This is a genomic window from Halomonas borealis, assembly GCF_004798905.1.
GTDB lineage: Bacteria > Pseudomonadota > Gammaproteobacteria > Pseudomonadales > Halomonadaceae > Halomonas > Halomonas borealis.
In genome coordinates, this window is record NZ_SDMO01000003.1 from 248,160 (window position 1) to 270,072 (window position 21,913).

General features: G+C 67.8%; 16 protein-coding genes. 8 read left to right on the forward strand and 8 right to left on the reverse strand.

The features are described 5' to 3' along the window. Positions 1 to 17: 17 nt before the first annotated feature. From aceF to ETC07_RS05385, 4 genes are all read left to right on the forward strand, one after another. On the forward strand, positions 18 to 2,003 hold the full coding sequence (gene aceF / locus ETC07_RS05370; protein WP_136247475.1) for a pyruvate dehydrogenase complex dihydrolipoyllysine-residue acetyltransferase: 1,986 nt from the start codon (positions 18 to 20) through the stop codon (positions 2,001 to 2,003). A gap of 234 nt (positions 2,004 to 2,237) precedes the next feature. Then, positions 2,238 to 2,894, forward strand: a complete 657-nt coding sequence (gene adk / locus ETC07_RS05375) for an adenylate kinase (protein ID WP_136247476.1) — start codon at positions 2,238 to 2,240, stop codon at positions 2,892 to 2,894. A gap of 253 nt (positions 2,895 to 3,147) precedes the next feature. Continuing rightward, positions 3,148 to 3,852, forward strand: a complete 705-nt coding sequence (gene tsaB / locus ETC07_RS05380; protein ID WP_136247477.1) for a tRNA (adenosine(37)-N6)-threonylcarbamoyltransferase complex dimerization subunit type 1 TsaB — start codon at positions 3,148 to 3,150, stop codon at positions 3,850 to 3,852. Continuing rightward, entirely contained in the window at positions 3,849 to 4,625 is a 777-nt protein-coding gene (locus ETC07_RS05385; protein ID WP_136247478.1) for a class I SAM-dependent methyltransferase, read from the forward strand. Before tsaB ends, ETC07_RS05385 begins: the two co-directional genes overlap by 4 nt. Here ETC07_RS05385 and plsB read toward each other — a convergent pair. Then, entirely contained in the window at positions 4,622 to 7,036 is a 2,415-nt protein-coding gene (gene plsB / locus ETC07_RS05390; protein WP_136247479.1) for a glycerol-3-phosphate 1-O-acyltransferase PlsB, read from the reverse strand. The two genes, ETC07_RS05385 and plsB, sit on opposite strands and share 4 nt — an antisense overlap. Before the next feature lie 137 nt (positions 7,037 to 7,173). Here plsB and ETC07_RS05395 point away from each other — a divergent pair, with 137 nt between their 5' ends. Then, positions 7,174 to 8,295 (forward strand): phospholipase D-like domain-containing protein, encoded by a 1,122-nt coding sequence (locus tag ETC07_RS05395; RefSeq protein WP_136247480.1) that lies wholly within the window; start codon positions 7,174 to 7,176, stop codon positions 8,293 to 8,295. Between the two features lie 126 nt (positions 8,296 to 8,421). Here ETC07_RS05395 and ETC07_RS05400 read toward each other — a convergent pair whose 3' ends face one another. After that, complete coding sequence (locus ETC07_RS05400; protein WP_136247481.1) at positions 8,422 to 9,081, reverse strand: YecA/YgfB family protein; 660 nt, start codon at positions 9,079 to 9,081, stop codon at positions 8,422 to 8,424. Positions 9,082 to 9,147: 66 nt separating this feature from the next. On the opposite strand from ETC07_RS05400, the gene ETC07_RS05405 reads away from it, so the two are divergent. From ETC07_RS05405 to ETC07_RS05415, 3 genes are all read left to right on the forward strand, one after another. Next, a complete protein-coding gene (locus tag ETC07_RS05405; RefSeq protein WP_136247482.1) occupies positions 9,148 to 9,702 on the forward strand; it encodes a SprT family zinc-dependent metalloprotease in 555 nt (184 codons plus the stop codon). Positions 9,703 to 9,859: 157 nt separating this feature from the next. Beyond that, a complete protein-coding gene (gene acs, locus ETC07_RS05410) occupies positions 9,860 to 11,809 on the forward strand; it encodes an acetate--CoA ligase (protein WP_136247483.1) in 1,950 nt (649 codons plus the stop codon). Between the two features lie 201 nt (positions 11,810 to 12,010). After that, positions 12,011 to 12,676: a LuxR C-terminal-related transcriptional regulator gene (locus tag ETC07_RS05415; protein ID WP_136247484.1), complete on the forward strand. Its 666-nt coding sequence runs from the start codon at positions 12,011 to 12,013 to the stop codon at positions 12,674 to 12,676. Positions 12,677 to 12,800: 124 nt separating this feature from the next. Here the strand turns inward: ETC07_RS05415 and mntR are convergent, their stop codons facing one another. The 6 genes from mntR to ETC07_RS05445 form a co-directional block, all read right to left on the reverse strand. After that, positions 12,801 to 13,211 carry a manganese-binding transcriptional regulator MntR gene (gene mntR, locus ETC07_RS05420; RefSeq protein ID WP_136247485.1) on the reverse strand — a complete coding sequence of 137 codons (411 nt, stop codon included), beginning with the start codon at positions 13,209 to 13,211 and terminating at the stop codon, positions 12,801 to 12,803. A 4-nt stretch (positions 13,212 to 13,215) separates the two neighbouring features. Further along, positions 13,216 to 14,499, reverse strand: a complete 1,284-nt coding sequence (locus ETC07_RS05425) for an Nramp family divalent metal transporter (RefSeq protein WP_136247486.1) — start codon at positions 14,497 to 14,499, stop codon at positions 13,216 to 13,218. A gap of 130 nt (positions 14,500 to 14,629) precedes the next feature. After that, on the reverse strand, positions 14,630 to 18,580 hold the full coding sequence (locus ETC07_RS05430; protein ID WP_136247487.1) for a hybrid sensor histidine kinase/response regulator: 3,951 nt from the start codon (positions 18,578 to 18,580) through the stop codon (positions 14,630 to 14,632). 100 nt (positions 18,581 to 18,680) lie between these two features. Further along, positions 18,681 to 19,196: a hypothetical protein gene (locus tag ETC07_RS05435; RefSeq protein WP_136247488.1), complete on the reverse strand. Its 516-nt coding sequence runs from the start codon at positions 19,194 to 19,196 to the stop codon at positions 18,681 to 18,683. A 90-nt stretch (positions 19,197 to 19,286) separates the two neighbouring features. Then, positions 19,287 to 21,053, reverse strand: coding sequence for a sodium:solute symporter family protein (locus ETC07_RS05440; protein ID WP_136247489.1), 1,767 nt, complete (start codon positions 21,051 to 21,053; stop codon positions 19,287 to 19,289). 6 nt (positions 21,054 to 21,059) lie between these two features. Continuing rightward, positions 21,060 to 21,320, reverse strand: coding sequence for a DUF4212 domain-containing protein (locus ETC07_RS05445; protein ID WP_136247490.1), 261 nt, complete (start codon positions 21,318 to 21,320; stop codon positions 21,060 to 21,062). Positions 21,321 to 21,913: the final 593 nt, after the last annotated feature.

A 21,913-nucleotide genomic window follows, 5' to 3' on the forward strand; every position in this document is an offset into this window, starting at 1 on the left:
TTTGAAGGAGCGCGACCTTGAGTAGCGAAATCATCAAAGTGCCCGACATCGGTGGCGATACCGATGTGGAAATCATCGAGATCGCGGTATCGGAAGGCGACGTCATCGAGCCCGAGGACACCCTGATCACCCTGGAATCCGACAAGGCCTCCATGGACGTGCCGAGCCCCAAGGGCGGCAAGGTCGTCAAGGTGCTGGTCAAGGAAGGCGATAGCGTCTCCGAGGGTGACCAGCTCGTCGAGCTGGAGATCGAGGGTGGCGGCGATGCCGAGTCCGAGCCCCAGCCCGAAGCCGAAAACGCGCCGGCCGAGCCCGAGCAGCAGGCCCCGGACAAGCCGGAGCCGGCCGCCAAGTCCTCCGGTGGCAGCCAGAGTGTGGACATCACGGTCCCCGACCTGGGCGGTGGCAGTGACGTCGAGATCATCGAGGTCGCGGTCTCCGCGGGTGACGAGGTGGCCGCCGAGGACGCCCTGATCACCCTGGAGTCCGACAAGGCCTCCATGGACGTGCCGAGCCCGCATGACGGCAAGATCATTAACCTGACCGTCAAGGAAGGCGACACCGTCTCCGAGGGCGATGTGATCGGCAGCATGCAGATCGCCGGCGGCGAAGAAGCGCCGGCCGAGGCCAGCGCCTCCGAGCCCGCCGAAGAAGCGGCCCCGGCCGCCGAGCCTGAGCCCACCGCTCAGGCCGGTGGCGAGCCGCAACGCCGCGAGGTCCGGGTGCCGGACCTGGGCGGTGCCAGCGACGTGCCGATCATCGAGATCGGCGTGACCGCGGGCAGCGACGTGGACGAGGAAGAGCCGCTGGTCACCCTGGAGTCCGACAAGGCCTCCATGGATGTGCCGAGCCCGTTCAAGGGCAAGCTGGTCGAGCTCAAGGTGAAGGAAGGCGATACCCTCTCCGAGGGCGACCTGATCGGCTATATCGAGACCGCCGGCGAAGCGCCGGCGCCTGAGGCCGCCCCTGCGAAGAAGCAGGCGGCCGAGCCTGAGGCGCCGGCCAAGCAGTCGTCGTCTGCCGACACGGCCTCGAGCGGCGGCCCCAGCCCCGAGGCGCAGATGGCCGCCCATCAGCCCCGCGATGGTAAGCTGGTGCATGCCGGGCCGGCGGTGCGCATGCTGGCTCGCGAGCTCGGCGTCGACCTCGGCCTGGTCAAACCCAGCGGCCCCAAGGATCGCGTGCTCAAGGACGACGTCCATGCCTACGTCAAGCAGGTGATGGCGAACCCGTCCAAGGCTGCGTCGGCCTCGGGTCAGGAAGGCGCCGGCATTCCGCCGATCCCGGATCAGGACTTCAGCCAGTTCGGTGAAGTCGAAGAGAAGGCCATGGGTCGCCTGATGAAGATGGGCGCCACCAACCTGCATCGCAGCTGGGTCAACGTGCCTCACGTCACCCAGTTCGACGAGGCCGACATCACCGAGCTGGAAGCCTTCCGCAAGTCGATGAAGGCCGAGGCCGAGGCCCAGGGCGCCAAGCTCACGCCGCTGCCGTTCCTGGTCAAGGCCTGCGCCTTCGCGCTGCAGAAGTTCCCGCAGTTCAACGTCAGCCTGAAGAGCGATGGCGAGACCGTGGTGCACAAGAAGTACGTGCACATCGGCATCGCCGTGGATACCCCGGATGGCCTGATGGTCCCGGTGATCCGCAATGCCGACCAGAAGTCACTGATCGAGCTGGCCAAGGAGACCATCGAACTGGCCGGCAAGGCCCAGTCGAAGAAGCTCAAGCGTGAGGAGATGACCGGTGGCTGTTTCACCATCTCCAGCCTGGGCTCGATCGGCGGTACCGCCTTCACGCCGATCGTCAACGCCCCGGAAGTCGCCATCCTCGGCGTCTCCAAGGCATCGATGAAGCCGGTGTGGGACGGCGCGACCTTCCAGCCGCGACTGACCATGCCGCTGTCGCTCTCCTACGACCACCGGGCGGTCAATGGCGCCGATGCGGCCCGCTTCACCGCCTTCCTCGGCCAGGTACTGACGGATATTCGTCGCCTGCTGCTCTGAGCGAAGCAGGATGGGCCACGACCGACGGCGCCGTGAGGCGCCGTCGGTCGTTCACGGCCCGGGGATACCAAAGTGCAAGACTGGCCAGCCCCTTGAGCGCGCGGGCTTTTCCGGCGCCTGGCGGGGCGTGGCAGCGGTGTGTCGCTTGTGTGACGCCGGTCGCCCCGGTATGGTTCGCTATTCTTCATTTTCTCCACTTTTTCTGAATTCGCCTCACTTTCAAGGAGCAGTTCGATGCGTGTGATCCTCTTGGGCGCCCCGGGTGCCGGTAAGGGTACCCAGGCCCAGTTCATCTGCGAGCGTTACGGCATTCCGCAGATCTCGACCGGGGACATGCTGCGTGCCGCCGTCAAGGAAGGTAGCGAGCTGGGCCTCAAGGTCCAGGAGATCATGACCACCGGTGGCCTGGTGTCCGACGACATCATCATCGCCCTGGTCAAGGAGCGTATCGCCCAGCCCGACTGCGCCAACGGCTTCCTGTTCGACGGCTTCCCGCGCACCATTCCTCAGGCCGATGCCATGAAGGAAGCCGGCGTGAAGCTCGACCATGTGCTCGAGATCGCCGTGCCCGACGAGGAGATCGTCAGTCGCCTGGCCGGCCGCCGTGTACACCCGGCGTCCGGGCGCGTCTACCACGTCGAGCACAACCCGCCGAAGGAAATGGGCAAGGACGATGTCACCGGCGAGGCGCTGATCCAGCGCGACGATGACAGCGAGTCCACGGTGCGCAATCGACTGTCCGTCTACCATGAGCAGACGGCGCCGCTGGTCGACTACTACCAGCAGTGGGCCCAGCAGGAGCCCGTGGACGCGCCGGCCTACCACAAGGTGGCCGGCGTGGGCAGCGTCGATGACATCACCAACCAGGTGAGCGCCGCCCTCGAGAGCTGAGCCTCTCGGCCAAGATGGCGCTCGCGTCTGGTGGTTGAGGACGCGGGGCTGATCCGGCGACAGGTCTGGGAGGGGCGCTGTCACCCCTTCCCTGGGCGCTACTTTGGCCACCCCTGGCCAAAACCCCCTCTACGACCTGTCCCCGGCGCCCCGCTCCCGCGTCAGGGCGAGTTGCTGATCGCAAGACCACGGCCCGCATTGCGCGGGCCGTTGTCGTATAATGCTCCCACACTTTGCCGATCGTTAGAGACCCATGCCGACCCTGCTGGCCCTGGATGCCTCCTCGAGCGCCTGCTCCGCCGCCCTGCTGCGGCGTCGCGAGGGTGCCACCGACGAGCTGCTGTCCCGTTTTGAACTCACTCCCCGTGCCCATACCCGCCGGCTGCTGCCGATGGTCGATGAGGTGCTGGCCGAGGCCGGCATCGCCCCGGCCGAGCTGGACGCGGTGGCCTATGGCCGCGGCCCGGGCTCCTTCACCGGCCTGCGCATCGCCGCCGGTGCCGCCCAGGGCCTGGCCTTCGGCCTCGATCGGCCGCTGATCGGGGTCTCGACCCTGGAGGCGCTGGCCCTGGGTGCCCACCGTCGTCACCACTATCGTTACCTGGTCACCGCCCTGGATGCCCGCATGGGCGAGATCTATGCCGCCGCCTGGCGGTGCCATGAGGAGCGGCTCGAGTGCCTCACCGAGGAGGCGGTGTTGCCGCCCGAACGGCTGAGCCTGCCCGATGCCGAGGCCGATCATGACTGGGTCGGCGTCGGCTCGGGATGGTCGCTGTGGGATGCCATGCCGGCCGAGGTACAGGCGGGGCTCCGCCTGTGTCTGCCCGACCAGGAGGCCGCGGCCGAGGAGATGGTGCGGCTCGCCGCCGAGGCCTTCGCCGCCGGCGAGGGGCGGCCCGCCGCCGAGGTTCAGCCGGTCTACCTGCGCGATCGGGTCGCCTGGAAGAAACACCGATGAGCGTGGTAGCCGTGGCGGACGATGTCGCCCTGGCCGCGCGCTGGGGGTTGCCCGAGCGCGCCTCGCCGGCGGGCGAGGCGGCCCCGTTGACGCTGCGCCGCGAGCACGGGCGGCTGATGCTGGCCGGCGATCCCGGCGTCTATGGCAAGCCGCTGGGGGTGGATTTCGTCGCCGGCCGTGCGGCCCACCGGCGGCGGTTCGGTGGCGGCCGTGGCCAGCTGATTGCCAAGGCCTGCGGGCTCGGTAAGGGCGTGACGCCCAGCATCGTGGATGCCACCGCCGGGCTCGGCCGTGATGCCTTCGTGCTGGCCACGCTCGGCGCCGAGGTGCTGATGATCGAGCGGGTCGCGGCCATCGCGGCGCTGCTCGACGACGGCCTGGCCCGGGCCCGGGCGGACGCGGAGACCGCCGAGATCGCCGCGCGACTGCGTCTGGCGCCCGGCGATGCGGGCCGTGATCTTGCCACCCTGGTGGCGGAGGGCGGCGTCGCGCCGCAGGTGGTGCATCTGGACCCGATGTTTCCCCATCGCGAGAAGTCCGCGCTGGTCAAGAAGGAGATGCGGGTGTTTCGCGAGCTCGCCGGCGATGATGCCGATGCCCCGCGGCTGCTGGAGGCGGCCCTGGAGGTGGCGACCCACCGGGTGGTGGTCAAGCGTCCACGCAAGGCACCGCCCATCGACGGCCCGCCGCCGCGTCATGCCCTGGAGGGAAAGACCAGTCGCTATGACCTCTACGTGCACCGCTCATTGAACGACTTGGCGAGCCTCGCCTAATGCTCCTCGGTGACGTCGTCGCGACGGGCGGCGATCCTTTCCAGCCGGTGGCGCAGCGCCGGGTCGAAGAGCGTGCGGCTGCGTCGCGCCGCCTCGCGCAGGCCGCGGTCGTAATGCAGGCGTGCGTCACGAATCGACAGCCAGCCCTCCTGCTCGAGGCTTTCCACCAGGCCATCGAACAGCCGGGCATCGAAGAACTCCGGCGCGGCGCGGCCGGTGAGGCGTGCCAGCCGCTCGGCGAGCTGGCGCGCGTGTCCCGCCAGGCCCTCGCGGCCGAAATGCCCCGATGCCTCGCCGAGCAGCGCGGCGACCAGCAGGTAGCCACGTTCCAGCGAAGGTCGCATCAAGCGCCCCAGCATCCTCAGCTGTTCGGCCTCGGCCAGCCCCTCGGCGCGACGCCAGCCGTGTGACTCTTCGACTAGCAGCCCGGCCTGAACCAGCTGATCGAGGGTGGCGCCCATCGCCTCGCCGAACGAGGCCGGCGGGGCGATGGAGAACTCGTGGACCAGTATCGGCCAGCCCGGCGCCAGCAAGCGTTCCAGGGACTCCTGGCGATGGTGAGCGTGATGGCGGAAGGCGAAGGCGACCAGGCCGGTCAGGGCGTAGAGGTGCAGCACATTGTTGCGATACCAACCGAGCCGAGCGGTCTGGCGCTCGTCGGCGGTCACCAGATCGCCCAGCGGTTGGGGACGGCAGTCGAGCAGACCCAGGGAGCGGGCATGATCGATCCAGTCGCGGGGCGTACCGGTGGGCAGGCGTCGCCCCTCGTCGCCGGGTCGCGGGCGTCTGAGTTCGGCGAGCAGCGCCAGCTGGCGTTCGAGAAGCTCCGCCTCGATGGCGCGATAGGGCGTGGCCAGCAGGCCCAGGGCGACCAGGTTGACCGGGTTGAGCGTGGCGGCGGCGTTGATGCGCCGGGCCAGGGTTCGACCCAGCCGCGACACCGCTCGGTCGCGCCAGGCCGGCCGAGGGTCGCCGATGGCCTCGCGCCAGTCGGGCTGGTGGGCATCGAGGAAGGCGTCCAGGGCCAATGGCTCGCCGACGTTCACCGTGACCCGGCCGTAGGGCTCGCGCAGTCGGCCCAACACGCCCAGCAACGCCAGCGGGCTCTCCCGTCGCTTGGCGCCGCCGGCCATCTCACGTTCATAGCTGGCCTCCTCGAGGATACGCTCGTAGCCGATGTAGACCGGCACGAATGACAGTGGCCGGCCGCTCGTCGGGCCGCGCAGGAAGGAGCTCAGCGTCATGGCCAGCATGCCGGGGCGCGGCGACAGCAGTCGGCCGCTGCGCGAGCGGCCGCCCTCGATGAAGTATTCCAGGCTGTGGCCTCGCGACAGCAGGCGATGCAGGTACTCGTCGAAGACCCGGGCGTAGAGCGGCTGGCCGCGGAAGCTGCGGCGCAGGAAGAAGGCCCCGCCGCGACGCAGCAGGGGGCCGACCAGCGGCATGTTCAGGTTGCGTCCGGCGGCGATGTGCGGCGGCATCAGCCCCTGTTCGTAGAGCACGTAGGAGAGCAACAGGTAGTCGATGTGGCTGCGGTGGCAGGGCACATAGACCAGGGTGTGGCGACCGGCCAGCGCCTTGATGCGTTCGAGGCCACGCAGGTCGATGCCGTCATAGAGGCGATGCCACAGCCGGCCGAGCAGGCCATCCAGGAAGCGCAGCACCGGGTAGCTCATGTTGGCGGCGATCTCGCGGCCGTAGCGATGCGCGCGGCGCCGTAGCCGAGGCCGGCGGGTGCCGTCGCCGTCGGCCTGGTCGTCGATGGTGCGCTCGACCTCGGGGCTCGCCACCACGCCGGCGATCAGGGTGCGTCGGTGCGAGAGGTCGGGGCCCAGCACCCGTTCGCGCACGCGGCGGAAGTGGACCCGCAGCAGGCGGGCGGCCTTGCGCTCGATGACGACCGGGTCGCGGCCATCGGCGAGGTCGGAGAGTCGCAGCGGGGCACCCAGCTGAACCTCCAGGTCGCGGCCGTTGACCAGCACCGCCAGCAGGCGGCGCAGCCGGCCGGTCAGCCGCCAGTCATCGGCGGCCAGCAGTTGCCAGAGGCCGAAGCGCTTGCCCGGGGCGCGCCCCCAGAACACGCTTACCGGGACCAGCTGCACGTCTTGGCCGGTGTCGATCAAGCGACGCAACGCGTCCGACCCGCGCCGCCGCCGGCGCGGGTCGGGCAGGGTCAGCAGCGCGGGTGCGTGATGGCCGTCCAGGGCATGGCGCGTGTCGGCGGGCGGCAGGCCGTCGCGGCCGGTCAGGTGCTCCAGCAGCAGGCGATCGGAGAGCGCCGGCCGTGGTAGCACGTAGACGGTGGGGAGGTCGGGGTCGAGGCCCAGCGCCTCGCTGGACGGCTCGAGACGCCGGACGCGTGCCCAGGCGGCGAGCAGACGGCGCAGCGGGCGCCAAGGAATATCGGCCATCCGGTTGGGTTGCCTGTGTGGTCGCATGTGCCGCCAGTATACGCATGGCGCGGGCTCGGGGGGAGGCGCGGCGCGGCTGTTCTCGTTGCGGTAAACATGCGTCAATGAGTGCCTGTCATCCTGGCCTGGGAGGTGTCATGCACGGCACATGGCGAGAGGGGAACCGGTTCGAGTTGCTACCCGAGGCCTCGCGCTTCCTGCCGGCGATGTTCGAGGCCGTGGACGGCGCCCGTCGTTCGGTGCTGATCGAACTCTACCTGATGGCGTCTGGTCGCCTCGCCGATGCGGTGATCGAGGTGCTGGTCCGCGCCGCCTCGCGGGACGTGACGGTGTTGCTGCTGCTCGATGGCTATGGCGCCATGGGGCTTGCGAGCGAGGACCGGGAACGGCTGGAGGCGGCCGGGGTGGCGCTGCGCTGGTTCAATCCCCTGGGCTGGCACTCGCTGGCCCGCAACCTGACCCGCGACCATCGCAAGCTGGTGGTGGTGGACGGTGAGGTGGCGTTCACCGGCGGCTTCGGCGTGGTCGATGAGTTTGTCGAGGCCTGGTACGAGGTGGCGATGCGCATCGAGGGGCCGGTGGTCGACGACTGGGTGCGGTTGTTCTCGCGTCTGTGGGAGTCGCCGATGAGCCGCGGCGCGACCCTGCCGGTGAGGGTGCCTGGCCCGGGTGGCCAGGGGTCGGTCCGTGCGGGCGAGCATGGCATGCGTGGGCGCGTGGTCTGGGGGCAGGGCTATCGCTATCAGGCGATCCGCCATTCCCTGCAGCGGCGAGTGAGCGGCGCCCGGCGGCGGATCTGGATCTGCACGCCCTATTTCGTGCCGACGCTGAGCCTGCGATGGCGCCTGGTGCGCGCCGCGCGCCGCGGCGTGGAGGTGCGCCTGCTGCTGCCCGGCCGCCATCATGACCACCCTGGGGTACGCTACGCCGGGCAACGCTTCTACGGCCGGATGCTGCGGGCCGGCGTGCGTATCTTCGAGTTTCAACCGTCGTTCATCCACGCCAAGTTCACCCTGGCCGACGACTGGGTCAGCCTGGGGTCGTGCAACTTCGATCACTGGAGCCTGCAGTGGAACCTGGAGGCCAATCAGGAGGTCGAGGACGCGCGGCTGGCCGGGGAGGTGGCCGCGCTGTTCCGGCGCAACATCGCCGCCAGCCGTGAGATACGACGCGGGGCCTGGGCGCGCCGCCCGCGCTGGCAGCGCTTCAAGGAATGGCTCTACGGCACCCTGGACGGTCTGCTGACGCGGTTGCGCTGAGCGGGCTGCGTTCGGGGGTGGCAGCGCGCCCGCGTCGTGGGCGTGCGCCGGAGGCCCGAAGCGCGGCGCTTCGCGCCCGGCAACCGGAAGCCTCCTGGAGCCCGGGGGCTCGGGCTGTCTTCCCGTTTACTTCCTGCGCCTCTGCTTCCCCTTGCTCTGGCCGGCGGGCTGCTTGCGGCGTGGCTTGGGTTTGGGCGTCTCCGGCGGCACCCGGTAGTGCAGGTAGAGGTCCAGCACCAGTTCGGGCAGCTGGGCGGTCAGGCTCTCCAGGCGCTGGCCGTCCTTGGCCAACTCGGCCATGTCGGGCTCGTCGCCGAACAGCCCCGAGAGCAGCATGAAGGGCAGCAGCAGGGTTGCGGCGGTCTCCTCATCCTCGGCGAACCAGGCGGGCTCGTCGAGGAACACGCCTTCCATGAAGCCGGCGCACCAGTCGCCGATCGGGGTCTCCTCGGGCGGTACGCCACCGAGCTCCAGGTCGAAGGGAAGCTCGGGCAGGCCACCGCCCTCGAGTACCGAGATGGCGGTGGCACGCAGCCGCTCCAGTAATCCCAGGATCTCCTCGCGTTCGGCATCGTCGGCGAAGGCAGGCTCGCCGTGGAAGAGCTCGGCTACCCAGGTGGCGGCGGGCACGTCGCTCGGGGATACCGCCAGTGCCACGAGCAGGCCGTGGGCACCGATCAGGTCCAGGGCATCGGCGTCGACGTCGTCCGACTCCAGGAAGTCGTCCAGGCGATCCAGGGCCTCATCGTCGAGGAGCGGCAGGGGCTGGGGCTTGTCGTCTGACATGTCTCTCACTCGCTGGTGTCGCGCGGGGCTTTACGCCCTCAAAACGGTTCGCCATTCTAGCATCCCATGAGCATTCCCGCGTTGCCCGACCCCGACCCGCAGTGGCTGGCCGGCCTCGATGCCGAGGCCGGCCAGGCGGCGCTGCGTGCACGAGTCGAGGCCGCCCTGGCGCTGTGCCGCGAGGTGCATCCGGCGCTTCCACGCCCCGGCGTGTGGCTGGACCTGCGCGGTCGCTCCGCCGGCCAGGCGCACTTCGGGCGCGGCGGGCTGCGCTTCAATCCGCTGCTCTTCGACGAGAATCGCCATGCCTTCCTGGTCGAGGTGGTGCCCCACGAGATGGCGCACTGGCTGGTGCACCACCTCGAGGACGGAGCACGGGCCAAGCCCCATGGCCGCGAGTGGCGCAGCGTGATGCAACGCCTGTTCGGGCTGACGCCCAGCACCACCCACCGCTTCGATACCGGGCGCGCGAGCCCGGCGCCCCATCGCTATCGCTGTGGCTGCCGCGAACACGCCTTCACCCCTCGGCGCCATGCGTTGGCCCGCGCGGGGCGCGCCTACCGATGTCGAGACTGTGCTCAGCCGTTGGTCTATCGCGGCCTCAAGACTCTTGAGGATTAACTTTAAGATATTGTTATCAAAAAGAAAAATGCTCATACCAATGTCTAAGGGGAAGGCGCCTCGACGGAGGAGTATGCTGAAAACAGCTTAATGGCGCCGGTCGCCGCGATCGGCATCGTCAACCTAGAGGGGCTACCCCGAGGACAGAGGCAACTCCATGAGTGATCAACCGCACGTCTATCCGGTACCCGATGATTTCGCCGCCAAGGCCTGGGCCGACAAGGCCACCTATCAGGCCATGTATCAGCGTTCGTTGGACGATCCGCAGGGCTTCTGGGCCGAACAGGCCGAGAGCCTCGAGTGGTTCAAGGCGCCGCGCCAGATCAAGCACACCGAGTTTGGCGCCGACGATGTCGATATCCGCTGGTTCGAGGACGGTCGCCTCAACGTCAGCAGCAACTGCCTGGATCGCCACCTGGAGACTCGCGGCGAGCAGGCCGCGATCATCTGGGAGGGCGACGATCCCGGGGAGTCCCAGATCCTGACCTACCGCCAGCTGCATGAGCGTACCTGCCAGCTGGCCAACGCCCTCAAGGACATGGGGGTGAAGCGCGGCGACACCGTGACCCTCTACATGCCGATGATTCCCGAGGCCGCCATGGCGATGCTGGCCTGTACCCGCATCGGCGCGGTGCACTCGGTGGTGTTCGGTGGCTTCTCGCCGGATGCCCTGGCCCAGCGCGTGCAGGATGCCGGTTCCCGGGTGGTGATCACCGCCGACGAATCGGTGCGCGGCGGCAAGCAGGTGCCGCTCAAGGACAACGTCGACGCCGCCCTGACCCGCGAGGGCAGCGAGGTCTGTGAGCAGGTGTTGGTGGTGCGGCGCACCGGCGGCGAGATCGACTGGCACGAGGGCCGCGACCTGTGGTTCCACGAGCAGGTCGATCCGCAGTCCAGCGACTGCCCGGCCGAGGAGATGGGCGCCGAGGATCCGCTGTTCATCCTCTACACCTCGGGCTCCACCGGCACGCCCAAGGGTCTCAAGCATACCACCGGCGGTTACCTGCTGCAGGCGGCGCTGACCCATCGTTACGTGTTCGACTACCACGACGGTGATATCTACTGGTGCACCGCCGACGTGGGCTGGGTCACCGGCCACAGCTACATCGTCTACGGGCCGCTGGCCAACGGCGCCACCACCCTGATGTTCGAGGGCGTGCCGAACTATCCAACCAACGGCCGCATGGGCGAGATCGTCGACAAGCACCGAGTCAGCATCCTCTATACCGCGCCCACCGCGGTGCGCGCGCTGATGGCCCATGGCGATGACGTCATGGACTCGAGCTCACGCGACAGCCTGCGGTTGCTGGGCTCGGTGGGCGAGCCGATCAACCCCGAGGCCTGGGAGTGGTTCCATCGGGTGATCGGCAACGAGCGCTGCCCGATCGTCGACACCTGGTGGCAGACCGAGACCGGCAGCATCATGATCACCCCGCTGCCCGGTGCCACCGACCTCAAGCCGGGCTCGGCGACCCTGCCGTTCTTCGGCATCCAACCGGCGCTGGTCGACAACGAGGGCAACCTCCTCGAAGGCGCCGCCGAGGGTAACCTGGTGATCCTCGACGCCTGGCCGGGTCAGGCGCGCTCGATCTGGAACAACCATGAGCGCTTCCTGCAGACCTACTTCACCACCTACCAGGGCATGTACTTCACCGGCGACGGCTGCCGCCGCGACGAAGACGGTTACTACTGGATCACCGGCCGCGTCGACGACGTGCTCAACGTCTCCGGCCATCGCATGGGGACCGCCGAGATCGAGTCCTCGCTGGTGGCCCATGAGTCGGTGGCCGAGGCCGCCGTGGTTGGCTTCCCCCACGATATCAAGGGGCAGGGCATCTACATCTACGTGACCCTGGCCGATGATGTGGAGCCCGATGACGCGCTCAAGAAGGAGCTGACCCAATGGGTGCGCAAGGACATCGGGCCGATCGCCTCGCCGGACGTCATCCAGTGGGCGCCCAGCCTGCCCAAGACCCGCTCGGGCAAGATCATGCGCCGCATCCTGCGCAAGATCGCCGCCAACGAGACCGATGGCCTCGGTGACACCAGCACCCTGGCGGATCCGTCGGTGGTCGACGAGCTGATCGAGCATCGTGCCATCCGTTGATGACGACCCGCCTCCGGGCGCCGTACAATCCCGATAGCCGGCCCTTAGGGCCGGCTTCTTCGTGGCACGAGGCAGGTTGTCGACAAGGTGGCGACGATTGCTTGGGCATCTCCTCGGCCATGGGGTAACATGCCGACAACAAACACTGCGTCCCGCAGGCGGCGGACGGCCCCCGCTGCTCCCGGATCCGGAGGAGAATCCATGGCCTTTGCCCAGAAGTTCATCGTTGCCGATGATCATCCGCTGTTCCGTGCGGCCCTGACCCAGGCGCTGCGCCAGGTCGCTCCCCAGGCGGAAATCGTCGAGTCCGATACCATGGAGGCCACCACCGACGTCGTCATCCGGCATCCGGACGCCGACCTGATCCTGTTGGACCTGCACATGCCTGGCGCCCACGGCTTCTCGGGGCTGATTCAGCTGCGCGGCCAGACGCCGGATATCCCGGTGGCGGTGGTCTCCGGCAGCGACGAGCTACGCGTGGTGCGCCGCGCCATCGACTACGGCGCCTCCGGCTTCATTCCCAAGTCGTCGTCGCTTGCGCTGATCGCCGAGGCGGTGGGCGAGATCCTCGACGGCGAGGTGTGGTTGCCCGAGGAGATGGCCGAGGCGCTCGGTGAGGCCGACGAGGAGGAAGCGCGCTTCGCCGAGGCGATCGCCTCACTGACGCCCCAGCAGTTCCGCGTGCTCAACATGCTCACCGAAGGGCTGCTCAACAAGCAGATCGCCTACGAGCTGAATGTCTCCGAGGCCACCATCAAGGCCCACGTCACGGCCATCCTGCGCAAGCTCGGCGTACACTCGCGCACCCAGGCGGTGATCGCCGCCCAGAAGCTCGAGGTCGAGCCGCCCAAGGTGGAATCATCCTGAACGCGGATCGCTTCCGACGCACCCACGCCGCCCCGCTTTCGCGGGGCGGCGTCGTTTCAGGGCTCGCTCGGGCGACCATGCGATAGGACCCCGTGGGCGAGACGACTCGCGGTGAGGCCGGCCTTCAGGGGCGCTCGAGGAAGCGCCGCAGGGCGGCCACCGTCTCCTCGCTGCAGTGATGCTCGATGCCTTCCGAATCGGCGCGGGCGGTATCCTCGGGGACGCCGAGCCGGCGCAGGGCCTCCAGCACCACGCGATGACGGTCGGCGACCTGCTCGGCCATGGTCTCGCCGTCCGGCGTCAAGAAGATGCCGCGATAGGGGCGGGCGACCACCAGGCCGTCGCGCTTGAGCCTGGCGATCACCTTGGACACGGCGGCGCCGCTGACCCCGAAGCAGGCGGCGAGGTCGCTGGCGCGGGCCTCGCCGTGTCGGGCGTGAAGGTGGGCGATTTCCTCGACGTAGTCCTCGACCAGCTCGCGCTGATGGTCCTGACGGACGCGCTGGAAGGCGACATGCTTGGGGAACGGGGGCATGGGGCTATCCGTTGCCGATGAGGGTGAAGAACAGCACGTAGCCGTTGAGGGCGATGATCAGTGCACAGATCGCCGCGCCCACCACGGTCACCGTGCGGCCATTGACCAGGTTGCCCATCAAGCGGCGGTTGGCGGTGAAGCATAGCAGCGGTATGAGCGCGAAGGGGATGCCGAAGCTCAGGATCACCTGGCTCGCGACCAGTGCCTTCTGCTCCGAGATGCCCATCAGGATCACCGCCAGCGCCGGCAGCATGGTGATCAGGCGGCGCAACCACAGCGGGATGGTGAAGCGCACGAAGCCTTGCATGATCACCTGGCCCGAGAGGGTGCCGACGATCGACGAGGAGAGCCCCGCCAGCAGCAGCGCCAGGCCGAACAGGTGGCTGGCCAGCTGCTGGCCCATCATCGGCGCCAGCAGCCGGTAGCTGTCGCTGATGGTGGCCACGTCGAGGCGGCCCTGGGCGTGGAAGACCGAGGCCGCCAGGGCCAGCATGCTCAGGTTGACCAGCCCGGCGATCGCCATGCCGACGATGACGTCGAGCCGGTAGTAACGCATCAGCCGCCGTCGCTCGCCGTCGCTGCGTGCCTGGATGCGGTTCTGGGACAGTGCCGAGTGCAGGTAGATGACATGCGGCATCACGGTGGCGCCGAGGATGCCCGCGGCCAGGTAGAGGGCGTAGCCGTCGGGGAAGCCGGGCACCAGCAGACCCTTGAGCAGCGGCGCGGCCTGCGGTGGCGCGAGCACCATCTCCAGCAAGAAGCCGCTGGCGATGGCCAGGATCATGGCGCCGATGATGATCTCCATCAGCCGGAAGCCGTGACGGTGCAACAATAGCGCCAGGTAGGTGATGGCCCCGGTGAGCAGCGCCCCCTCGACCAGCGACAGGCCGAACAACAGGTTGAAGGCGAGGGCGGCGCCGAGGAACTCGGCGAGGTCGGTGGCGATGGCGACGATCTCGGCCTGCACCCAGTAGACCCATACCACCGGGCGTGGATAGCGCTCGCGGATCACCTCGGCGAGGTTGCGGCCGGTGGCCAGCCCCAGGCGTGCCGACAGGGTCTGGATCAGCATCGCCATCAGGTTGGCGCCGAGCACCACCCATAGCAGCGTATAGCCGTAGCGCGAGCCGGCCTCGATGTTGGTGGCGAAGTTGCCGGGGTCGACGTAGGCCACGGCGGCGATCAGCGCCGGCCCGAAGAAGGCCGTCCAGCCAAAGCGGCGGCGCTGGCCGCTCAGGGTCCGGGCCGCCTGGTCGCGGACGGCGTCGTTGGAAATCGCGGGTAGCATCGGTATACGCCCCGTTAACCTAGGTTAATGACTTTACCCTAAGTTAACCCGGGAGCCGCCGCCTGGCCAATAGGCTCCGGGTGCCGGGCCGATCATCGCAGGCTATCGTCCGGCCTCGGGCGCGCCATTCTCATGGGTCCTGATGGGTGGCGGCGCGGCTGGCCTGCAGGGTGCGGGTCAGCAGCGCGCGCAGCGCGGCGGGGCGTACCGGCTTGAGCAGCAGCTGGTAGCCGGCGCGCTTGATCTCCTCGGCGACTTCCTCGGTGCGATCGGCGGTGATCACGATGCCTGGCACGGCACCCGCCAGGCGTTCGCCGAGCGCCTCCATGGCCATCAGGCCGGTTACCTCGTTGTCCAGGTGATAGTCGGCGAGTATCGCGTCGGGGTCCGCGTCCAGGTGGCGCAGCACCGACTTGGCGCCGCCGATCGAGGTCGCGGTGAAGACCTCGCAGCCCCAGCCGGAGAGCATCGCCTTCATGCCCTCGAGGATCAGCGATTCGTTATCGATGCACAGGATTCGCTTGCCGGCCAGCTTGTTGCCGGCCCGCCGGGGCCGGGCCTCCTCGGGGTGTTGCTGCGCGCGGGCGGCCACCGTCGGCACGCTGACCGAGAACACGGTGCCCACGCCTTCCCAGGAGCGCACCCGGATCGGATGATCGAGCACGCGGGCCATGCGGTCGGCGATCGACAGCCCCAGGCCCAGGCCCTTCTCGCTCTCCTTGTGGCGCGAGGCCTGATCGAGGCGGCGGAACTCCTGGAAGATCTCGGCCTGCTTGGACTCGGGAATGCCGGGGCCGGAGTCCCAGACCTCGATGGCGAGACGCTCGCCCTGGCGCCGGCAGCCCAGCATCACCCGGCCCTGCTGGGTGTAGCGGATGGCGTTGGACAGGAAGTTCTGCACGATGCGCCTGAGCATCTGGGCGTCGCTGTCGACCCAGGTGGCGGTCGGCACCACCACCAGATCCAGGCCGCGCTCCTCGGCCATGACCTCGAATTCGGCGCGCAGCGGGCGGAACACATCGGCCAGGGCGAAGTGGCTGCGCCGTGGCGTCAGCGCCCCGGCGTCGAGCTTGGAGATGTCGAGCAGGGTGCCGAGCAGCTCCTCGGCGGCCTGCAGCGAGTTGTCGATATGGCCGATGGTGCGGCGCATCTCGTCGGCGGCCATCTCCTGGGAGAGCGCGGAGGTGAACAGCCGTGCGGCATTCAACGGCTGCAGCAGGTCATGGCTGGCCGCGGCCAAAAAGCGGGTCTTGGAGGCGTTGGCGTCTTCGGCGCCCTGCTTGGCCTGGCGCAGCGCCTGCTCGGCCTCGGCGCGGACCCGGTTTTCCTGACGCAGCGCGGCGTTGGCCTCGGACAGCGCCTGGGTGCGTTCGCGCACCCGTTCCTCGAGGGTCTCGTTGGTCTCCTGCAGGGCGATCTCGGCGCGGCGGCGCTCGGTGATGTCCTGATAGAGCGCGAAGAAGCCCAGGATCGCTCCGCTGTCGCCGAAGTGCGGGGTGTAGGTGACCAGCATGTAGCGGATGCCTTCGGCCAGGCGCAGCGAGACCTCGAAGCTGACCCGCTCGCCGTCCAGGGCACGCCGGATCCAGGGTGCACGCTCGCTGTGCATGGGCGTGGGCAGCACCTCCTGGAGCGGCTGGCCGATCACCGCGGTGCGGTCGATGGAGAAGGCCTGCTCGTAGGCGCGGTTGGTGAAGAGGTAGCGGCACTCCTTGTCGAAGTAGGCGATCAGCGCGGGCACGTTGTCGGTGTAGATGCGGATGTTGTTCTCCGAGCGGATCAGCGCCTCTTCGGTGCGCTTCTGCTGGGTGATGTCCTGATAGGTGTAGACGAAGCCGCCGCCCGGCATCGGGTTGCCTTGGACCTCCAGCACGCTGCCATCCTGGCGGTAGCGCACGTAGCGGTGCGGCTGGCCCTCGCGGATGTTGTCGAGCAGTAGCTGCACGTGTTCCTCGGGGTCGCCCGGGCCGTATTCGCCGTTGTGGGCGTTGTAGCGGAAGATGCGGTCGATCGGCGCGCCGACCCGGATCAGGTGATCGGGGAAGCGGAACAGCTCCAGGTAGCGCTGGTTCCACACCACCAGGCTCAGGTTCTGGTCGACCACGCTGATGCCCTGGTTGATGTTCTCGATGGTGGCCTGCAGCAGGGCACGGTTGAACTCCAGCACCTGGGAGGCCTCGTCGACGATCGAGATCACGTCGGAGATGCCGATGCCGCGGCCCTGCAGCGCCGAGTTGACGACGATGCGTGCCGAGGAGGCGCCGAGCACCGAGGCCAGGAAGCGTTCGGTGAACTGGATGACGTCGATCGAGGCCCGGGCGTGGGCGTCGAGCGGCGTGCCGTTGCGACGCGCGTAGTCGTCGAAGGCGCGGTCGACCTGTTCGGCGCCCAGGAAGCGCTGGCACAGCACCTTGAGGTCGCCCACCGTGGTGGCGCCGGTCCAGGGGCGGTTCACCGAGGTCTGGCGGGTCTCGACGCTGTCGACGAACAGCGAGGCCTGGATGCGCTCCACGACCCGCTGGGGCGTCATCTGGGAGACGAAGATGTAGGCCACCAGGTTCACGCCCAGCGACAGCATCACCCCGTGGGTGAAGCCATCGCCGACATTGAGGCCGAACAGCGAGGTGGGCGACAGCCAGCCGACGTGGAACGGGCCGCCTTCGAGCCAGGCCTGGGGTAGCACACCGGCGGCGATCATCGCCGGCATCAGCAGGCTGTAGGCCCAGATGGCGAAGCCGGCGTTCATGCCGACGATCACCCCCAGGCGGTTGCCGCGTTTCCAGTAGAGCCCGCCGATCAGCGCCGGGGCGAACTGGGCGGCGGCGGCGAACGACAGCATGCCGATGGAGGCCAGCGAGCTGAAGTCGCCGATCAGCTGATAGGTGCCGTAGGCCAGCGCCAGGATCACCGCGATGGTGATGCGTCGCGTGCGCAGTACCAGCCGGCCGTAGTCGCGGGCCTTGGTGTCGAACCAGCGCAGCCGGAACAGCGCCGGTATGACGATCTCGTTGGAGATCATGATCGACACCGCCACCGCGGCGACGATGACCATGCCGGTGGCCGCCGAGAAACCGCCGATGAAGGTCAGCAGGGCCAGCCATTCGCTGCCCGCGGCGATGGGCAGGGCCAGCACGTAGCTGTCGGGGTCGACGCTGCCGTCGGCGAACAGGGTCAGGCCGGCGGCGGCCAGCGGCAGCACGAAGAAGGCGAAGGCCGCCAGGTAGAGCGGGAACAGCCAGCGGGCCTTGGTGGCATCGTCGTGATGGGTGTTCTCGACCACCGCGACGTGGAACTGGCGGGGCAGGCAGAGGATTGCCAGCATCGCCAGCAGGGTCTGGGCCCAGAAGCTCTGGCCGAAGTCCTGCTGGGCCAGCTGGCGCTGCAGCTCGAGCTGGATATCGGCGAAGGCCAGCAGGTCGCCGAGGCCGTCGAACATACCCCAGGTGACGTAGGCACCGAGCACCAGGAAGGCCACCAGCTTGACCAGCGACTCGAAGGCCACGGCGTGGATCAACCCTTCGTGGTGCTCGGTGGCATCGGTGTGGCGGGTGCCGAAGAGGATGGCGAAGGCCGCCATCACCAGGGCCACGTAGAAGGCAGTATCGCCGAACAGCGGCGCGCGGGTGATGTCCGAGGCCTCGGTCATCACGCTGAAGGACGTCGAGACCGCCTTCAGCTGCAGCACGATGTAGGGCAGGGTGCCGATCAACGCCACCAGGCTGGCGAAGGCGGCCAGCGACTGGGTCTTGCCGTAGCGCGAGGCGATGAAGTCGGCGATCGAGGTGACGTTCTGGTGCTTGGCGACGCGGATCATCTTGGCCAGCACCGGCCAGAACAACAGCAGGGTGAGGATCGGCCCGACGAAGATACTGGTGAACGACCAGCCGGAGGTGGCGGCCTGCCCGACGGCGCCGTGGAAGGTCCAGGAGGTGCAGTAGATCGCCAGCGCCAGGCTGTAGATCACCGGCCGGCGCCGCGTGGCGCCATGCTGGCGGGCCATGCGGTCGCCTCGCCAGGCGATGGCGAACAGCACGGCGATATACAGCATTGAAACGGCGATCAGCAGCCAGCCAGCGAACATGGTCATCTCCCTCGAGTTCCCGACCATTCTAAGGCCCGGTGGAGTGCTGTCCATGTGGATTGGCTCGGCGACTCGCGGCGTTGGGTGTCTGGTGGTTCGGTCAGGCGGTGGGACAGACGGCTCGGCGCAGCGGGTCGTCGTCGCCGAGCCGGCGTAGGGCCTGGGTCTGCGGCTGGCGCGAGTCCTCGGTGAGGGGGACCAGTTCGCCGGAGGCGCAGTTCAAGAGCTGTGGGCGATGCGCGAGCTGGTCGGCGGCGCTCATCTCGAAGCGATAGAGGATGAACTCGACCAGCGGCTGGCCGGCGGCGCGGGAGCGGGCCAGCCCGTCTTCGTCGATCACCGAGAAGGCCGTGGTCAGCGGCACCACGTAGGTCCAGGGCCGCCAGAAGGCGGGGCGCTGCTCGCTGGCCACCACCCGGGTCGATTCGGGTAGCTGGGCCTGCTTGTGGTCGAACCAGGTGTATTCGTGGTGAATCTGGTAGGCGAGCATGCCGAGGCCGGCGAAGGCCGGCACGATCCAGCGCGGCAGCCGCCTGGCGGTGAGCGTGCGCAGCAGCAGGGCGATGCCCGCCGCGCCGAGTCCGGCGACGAGCGCCGCGATCAAGTGCCAAATCATAGAACGCGTCCTGACAGCCGTCGGGCTTCCCGAAGGAAGCCCGACATGGAGGGTGGGCCGGCGCCGCGCGGGCGCCGGGAGGAGTATGACTCAGTGGTCGACGGCGGTGCCAGCGCCCTTCGGGTAGCGCACGCTCTCGACCAGGTCCTGGATTTCCTGGGGCGGGGCGGCGGTCGACTTGGAGACGGCGAAGGCCACGGCGAAGTTGATGATCGCCCCGACCGCGCCGATCGACAGCGGCGAGATGCCCATCACCCAGTTCTCCGGGGTGTCCGCCAGATTGTTGGTGCCCGGAATGAAGAACCAGCCCTTGTAGATGAAGATGTAGACCAGCGTGAAGACCAGGCCGGTGAGCATGCCGGCGGTAGCGCCGTAGTTGTTCACTCGCTTGGAGAAGATCCCCATCATCAGCGCCGGGAACAGCGAGGCGGCGGCGATCCCGAAGGCCAGTGCCACCACCTGGGCGGCGAAGCCCGGAGGGTTGGCGCCCAGATACGTGGCCACGACGATCGCCACCGACATCGAGATCCGCGCCGCCAGCAGCTCCCCCTTCTCGGAGATACGAGGGTTGATCGAGCCCTTGATGAGGTCGTGGCTGATCGCCGAGGAGATCGCCAACAATAGCCCCGCGGCCGTCGACAGCGCCGCCGCCAGGCCGCCTGCGGCGATCAGGCCGATCACCCAGCCGGGCAGGTTGGCGATCTCGGGGTTGGCCAGCACCAGGATGTCGCGGTTGACGTCCAGCTCGTTGCCTTCCCAGCCGCGCTGCTCGGCGGTCGGGGCGAAGGCCTCGGTGTCGTTGTAGAGCTGGATGCGGCCGTCGTCGTTCTTGTCCTCGTACTGAATCAGCCCGGTGACTTCCCACTCACGCATCCAGTTGGGACGCTCGTCGTACTGGATCGCCTCGGCGGTCGGGCCCTCGGGGTAGATGGTGGTCATCAGGTTGAGGCGCGCCATGGAGGCCACGGCCGGGGCGGTCAGGTAGAGCAGGCCGATGAACACCAGTGCCCAGCCGGCCGACCAGCGGGCATCGGCGACCTTGGGCACGGTGAAGAAGCGGATGATGACGTGGGGCAGGCCGGCGGTACCGATCATCAGCGACAGGGTGAACAGCACCATGTTGAGCTTGTTGTCCACGTCCGCGGTGTACTCGTTGAAGCCGAGATCGGTGATCACCTGGTTGAGCTTGGACAGCAGCGGCATACCGGATTCGCTGTGTTCGGAGAACAGCCCCAGCGCCGGAATCGGGTTGCCGGTCAGCTCCAGGGAGATGAACACCGCCGGGATGGTATAGGCGATGATCAGCACGACGTACTGGGCCACCTGGGTATAGGTGATGCCCTTCATGCCCCCCAGCACCGCATAGCAGAACACCACCACGGCGGCGATGATCAGGCCGGTGGTGGCATCGACCTCGAGGAAGCGCGAGAAGGCCACGCCGGCGCCGGCCATCTGGCCGATGACATAGGTCACCGAGGCCACGATCAGACAGACCACCGCGACCAGGCGGGCGTTCTTGCTGTAGAAGCGGTCACCGATGAATTCCGGCACCGTGAACTTGCCGAACTTGCGCAGGTAGGGGGCCAGCAGCATGGCCAGCAGCACGTAGCCGCCGGTCCAGCCCATCAGGAAGGTGGAGTTGGCGTAGCCGCCGGCGGCGATCAGGCCGGCCATCGATATGAAGGAAGCCGCAGACATCCAGTCGGCACCGATGGCCATGCCGTTGGTGATCGGGTGAATGCCGCCGCCGGCGACGTAGAAGTCCTTGGTCGAGCCGGCCTTGGCCCAGATGGCGATGCCGATGTAGATGGCGAAGGAGGCGCCGACGAACAGCACGTTGATGGCGAATTGACTCATGCTGGCTTACTCCCCGAGCCCGAATTGCTTGTCCAGCCGGTTCATCTTCCAGGCATAGAAGAAGATCAGGCCGATGAAGGTCAGGATGGAGCCCTGCTGAGCGAACCAGAAGCCCAGGTCGGTTCCGCCCACGGCAATGCCCGATAGCAGTGGTCGAAGCAGGATGGCGCCGCCGTAGGAGACGGCCGCCCAGACGATCAGGCAGCCGGTGATCAATCGCAGGTTGGCCTTCCAGTAGGCTTCGGCATTGGAGGTCTCTTCAGCCATGTTTTTGCTCTCCGCTTGTTGTTGGGATTCGGGAAGTCGCTCATAGCATTCATGGATCGTCGCGGCGTGGTCGCTGGACGACGACGGTGTGGCGGGCGATACGCTTGCGACTCGGGAAAGGTAACGGCCTCGAGGGTGATGGTATCGCCCATGAATCATTGACAATGCTGGTCAACAATCCCGTAAAAAACATCGCAGACTTTCGTATCATGAGACGAAAGTTAATCGTTTCTATGGAATGGGTTTCATTGAAATCAAGTAATTACATAACTTTTATGGAAGAGTTTGTCATCCGGAGAAGGCCGGCATTGGACGATCGTCTATTCGTTTCTCCGAAGGCGAACCAGGGCCATGAGTAGGACTAAAGGCAAGGACATTGGGTGACGAGGTGGAGCACGATAATACCTTGGTAGAAGAGGCCGCTAGCGAGCGGGTATCGAAACGAAATGATGGCCCGTCGTGCCTAACACCATGGTCTAGATTCGGGTCGTGGCAGGGGCTTGATACTCTGCATGACAAGCCCCTGGCGACCGGCTGGGCTCGTCATGTTCAAGACCGATCGCCTGGGAGAGAAGTGCCTGGGTGGGGCGGTG

What these genes read in the sequence shown, in the direction of transcription:
- ETC07_RS05385 (WP_136247478.1), top strand. Translation starts at nt 3,849, where the DNA reads ATGAGCGTGGTAGCCGTGGCGGACGATGTCGCCCTGGCCGCGCGCTGG.
- acs (WP_136247483.1), top strand. Translation starts at nt 9,860, where the DNA reads ATGAGTGATCAACCGCACGTCTATCCGGTACCCGATGATTTCGCCGCC.
- ETC07_RS05445 (WP_136247490.1), bottom strand. Translation starts at nt 21,320, where the DNA reads ATGGCTGAAGAGACCTCCAATGCCGAAGCCTACTGGAAGGCCAACCTG.
- ETC07_RS05415 (WP_136247484.1), top strand. Translation starts at nt 12,011, where the DNA reads ATGGCCTTTGCCCAGAAGTTCATCGTTGCCGATGATCATCCGCTGTTC.
- plsB (WP_136247479.1), bottom strand. Translation starts at nt 7,036, where the DNA reads ATGGCCGATATTCCTTGGCGCCCGCTGCGCCGTCTGCTCGCCGCCTGG.
- ETC07_RS05425 (WP_136247486.1), bottom strand. Translation starts at nt 14,499, where the DNA reads ATGCTACCCGCGATTTCCAACGACGCCGTCCGCGACCAGGCGGCCCGG.
- ETC07_RS05440 (WP_136247489.1), bottom strand. Translation starts at nt 21,053, where the DNA reads ATGAGTCAATTCGCCATCAACGTGCTGTTCGTCGGCGCCTCCTTCGCC.
- ETC07_RS05400 (WP_136247481.1), bottom strand. Translation starts at nt 9,081, where the DNA reads ATGTCAGACGACAAGCCCCAGCCCCTGCCGCTCCTCGACGATGAGGCC.
- mntR (WP_136247485.1), bottom strand. Translation starts at nt 13,211, where the DNA reads ATGCCCCCGTTCCCCAAGCATGTCGCCTTCCAGCGCGTCCGTCAGGAC.
- ETC07_RS05430 (WP_136247487.1), bottom strand. Translation starts at nt 18,580, where the DNA reads ATGTTCGCTGGCTGGCTGCTGATCGCCGTTTCAATGCTGTATATCGCC.
- ETC07_RS05395 (WP_136247480.1), top strand. Translation starts at nt 7,174, where the DNA reads ATGCACGGCACATGGCGAGAGGGGAACCGGTTCGAGTTGCTACCCGAG.
- ETC07_RS05435 (WP_136247488.1), bottom strand. Translation starts at nt 19,196, where the DNA reads ATGATTTGGCACTTGATCGCGGCGCTCGTCGCCGGACTCGGCGCGGCG.
- ETC07_RS05405 (WP_136247482.1), top strand. Translation starts at nt 9,148, where the DNA reads ATGAGCATTCCCGCGTTGCCCGACCCCGACCCGCAGTGGCTGGCCGGC.
- adk (WP_136247476.1), top strand. Translation starts at nt 2,238, where the DNA reads ATGCGTGTGATCCTCTTGGGCGCCCCGGGTGCCGGTAAGGGTACCCAG.
- tsaB (WP_136247477.1), top strand. Translation starts at nt 3,148, where the DNA reads ATGCCGACCCTGCTGGCCCTGGATGCCTCCTCGAGCGCCTGCTCCGCC.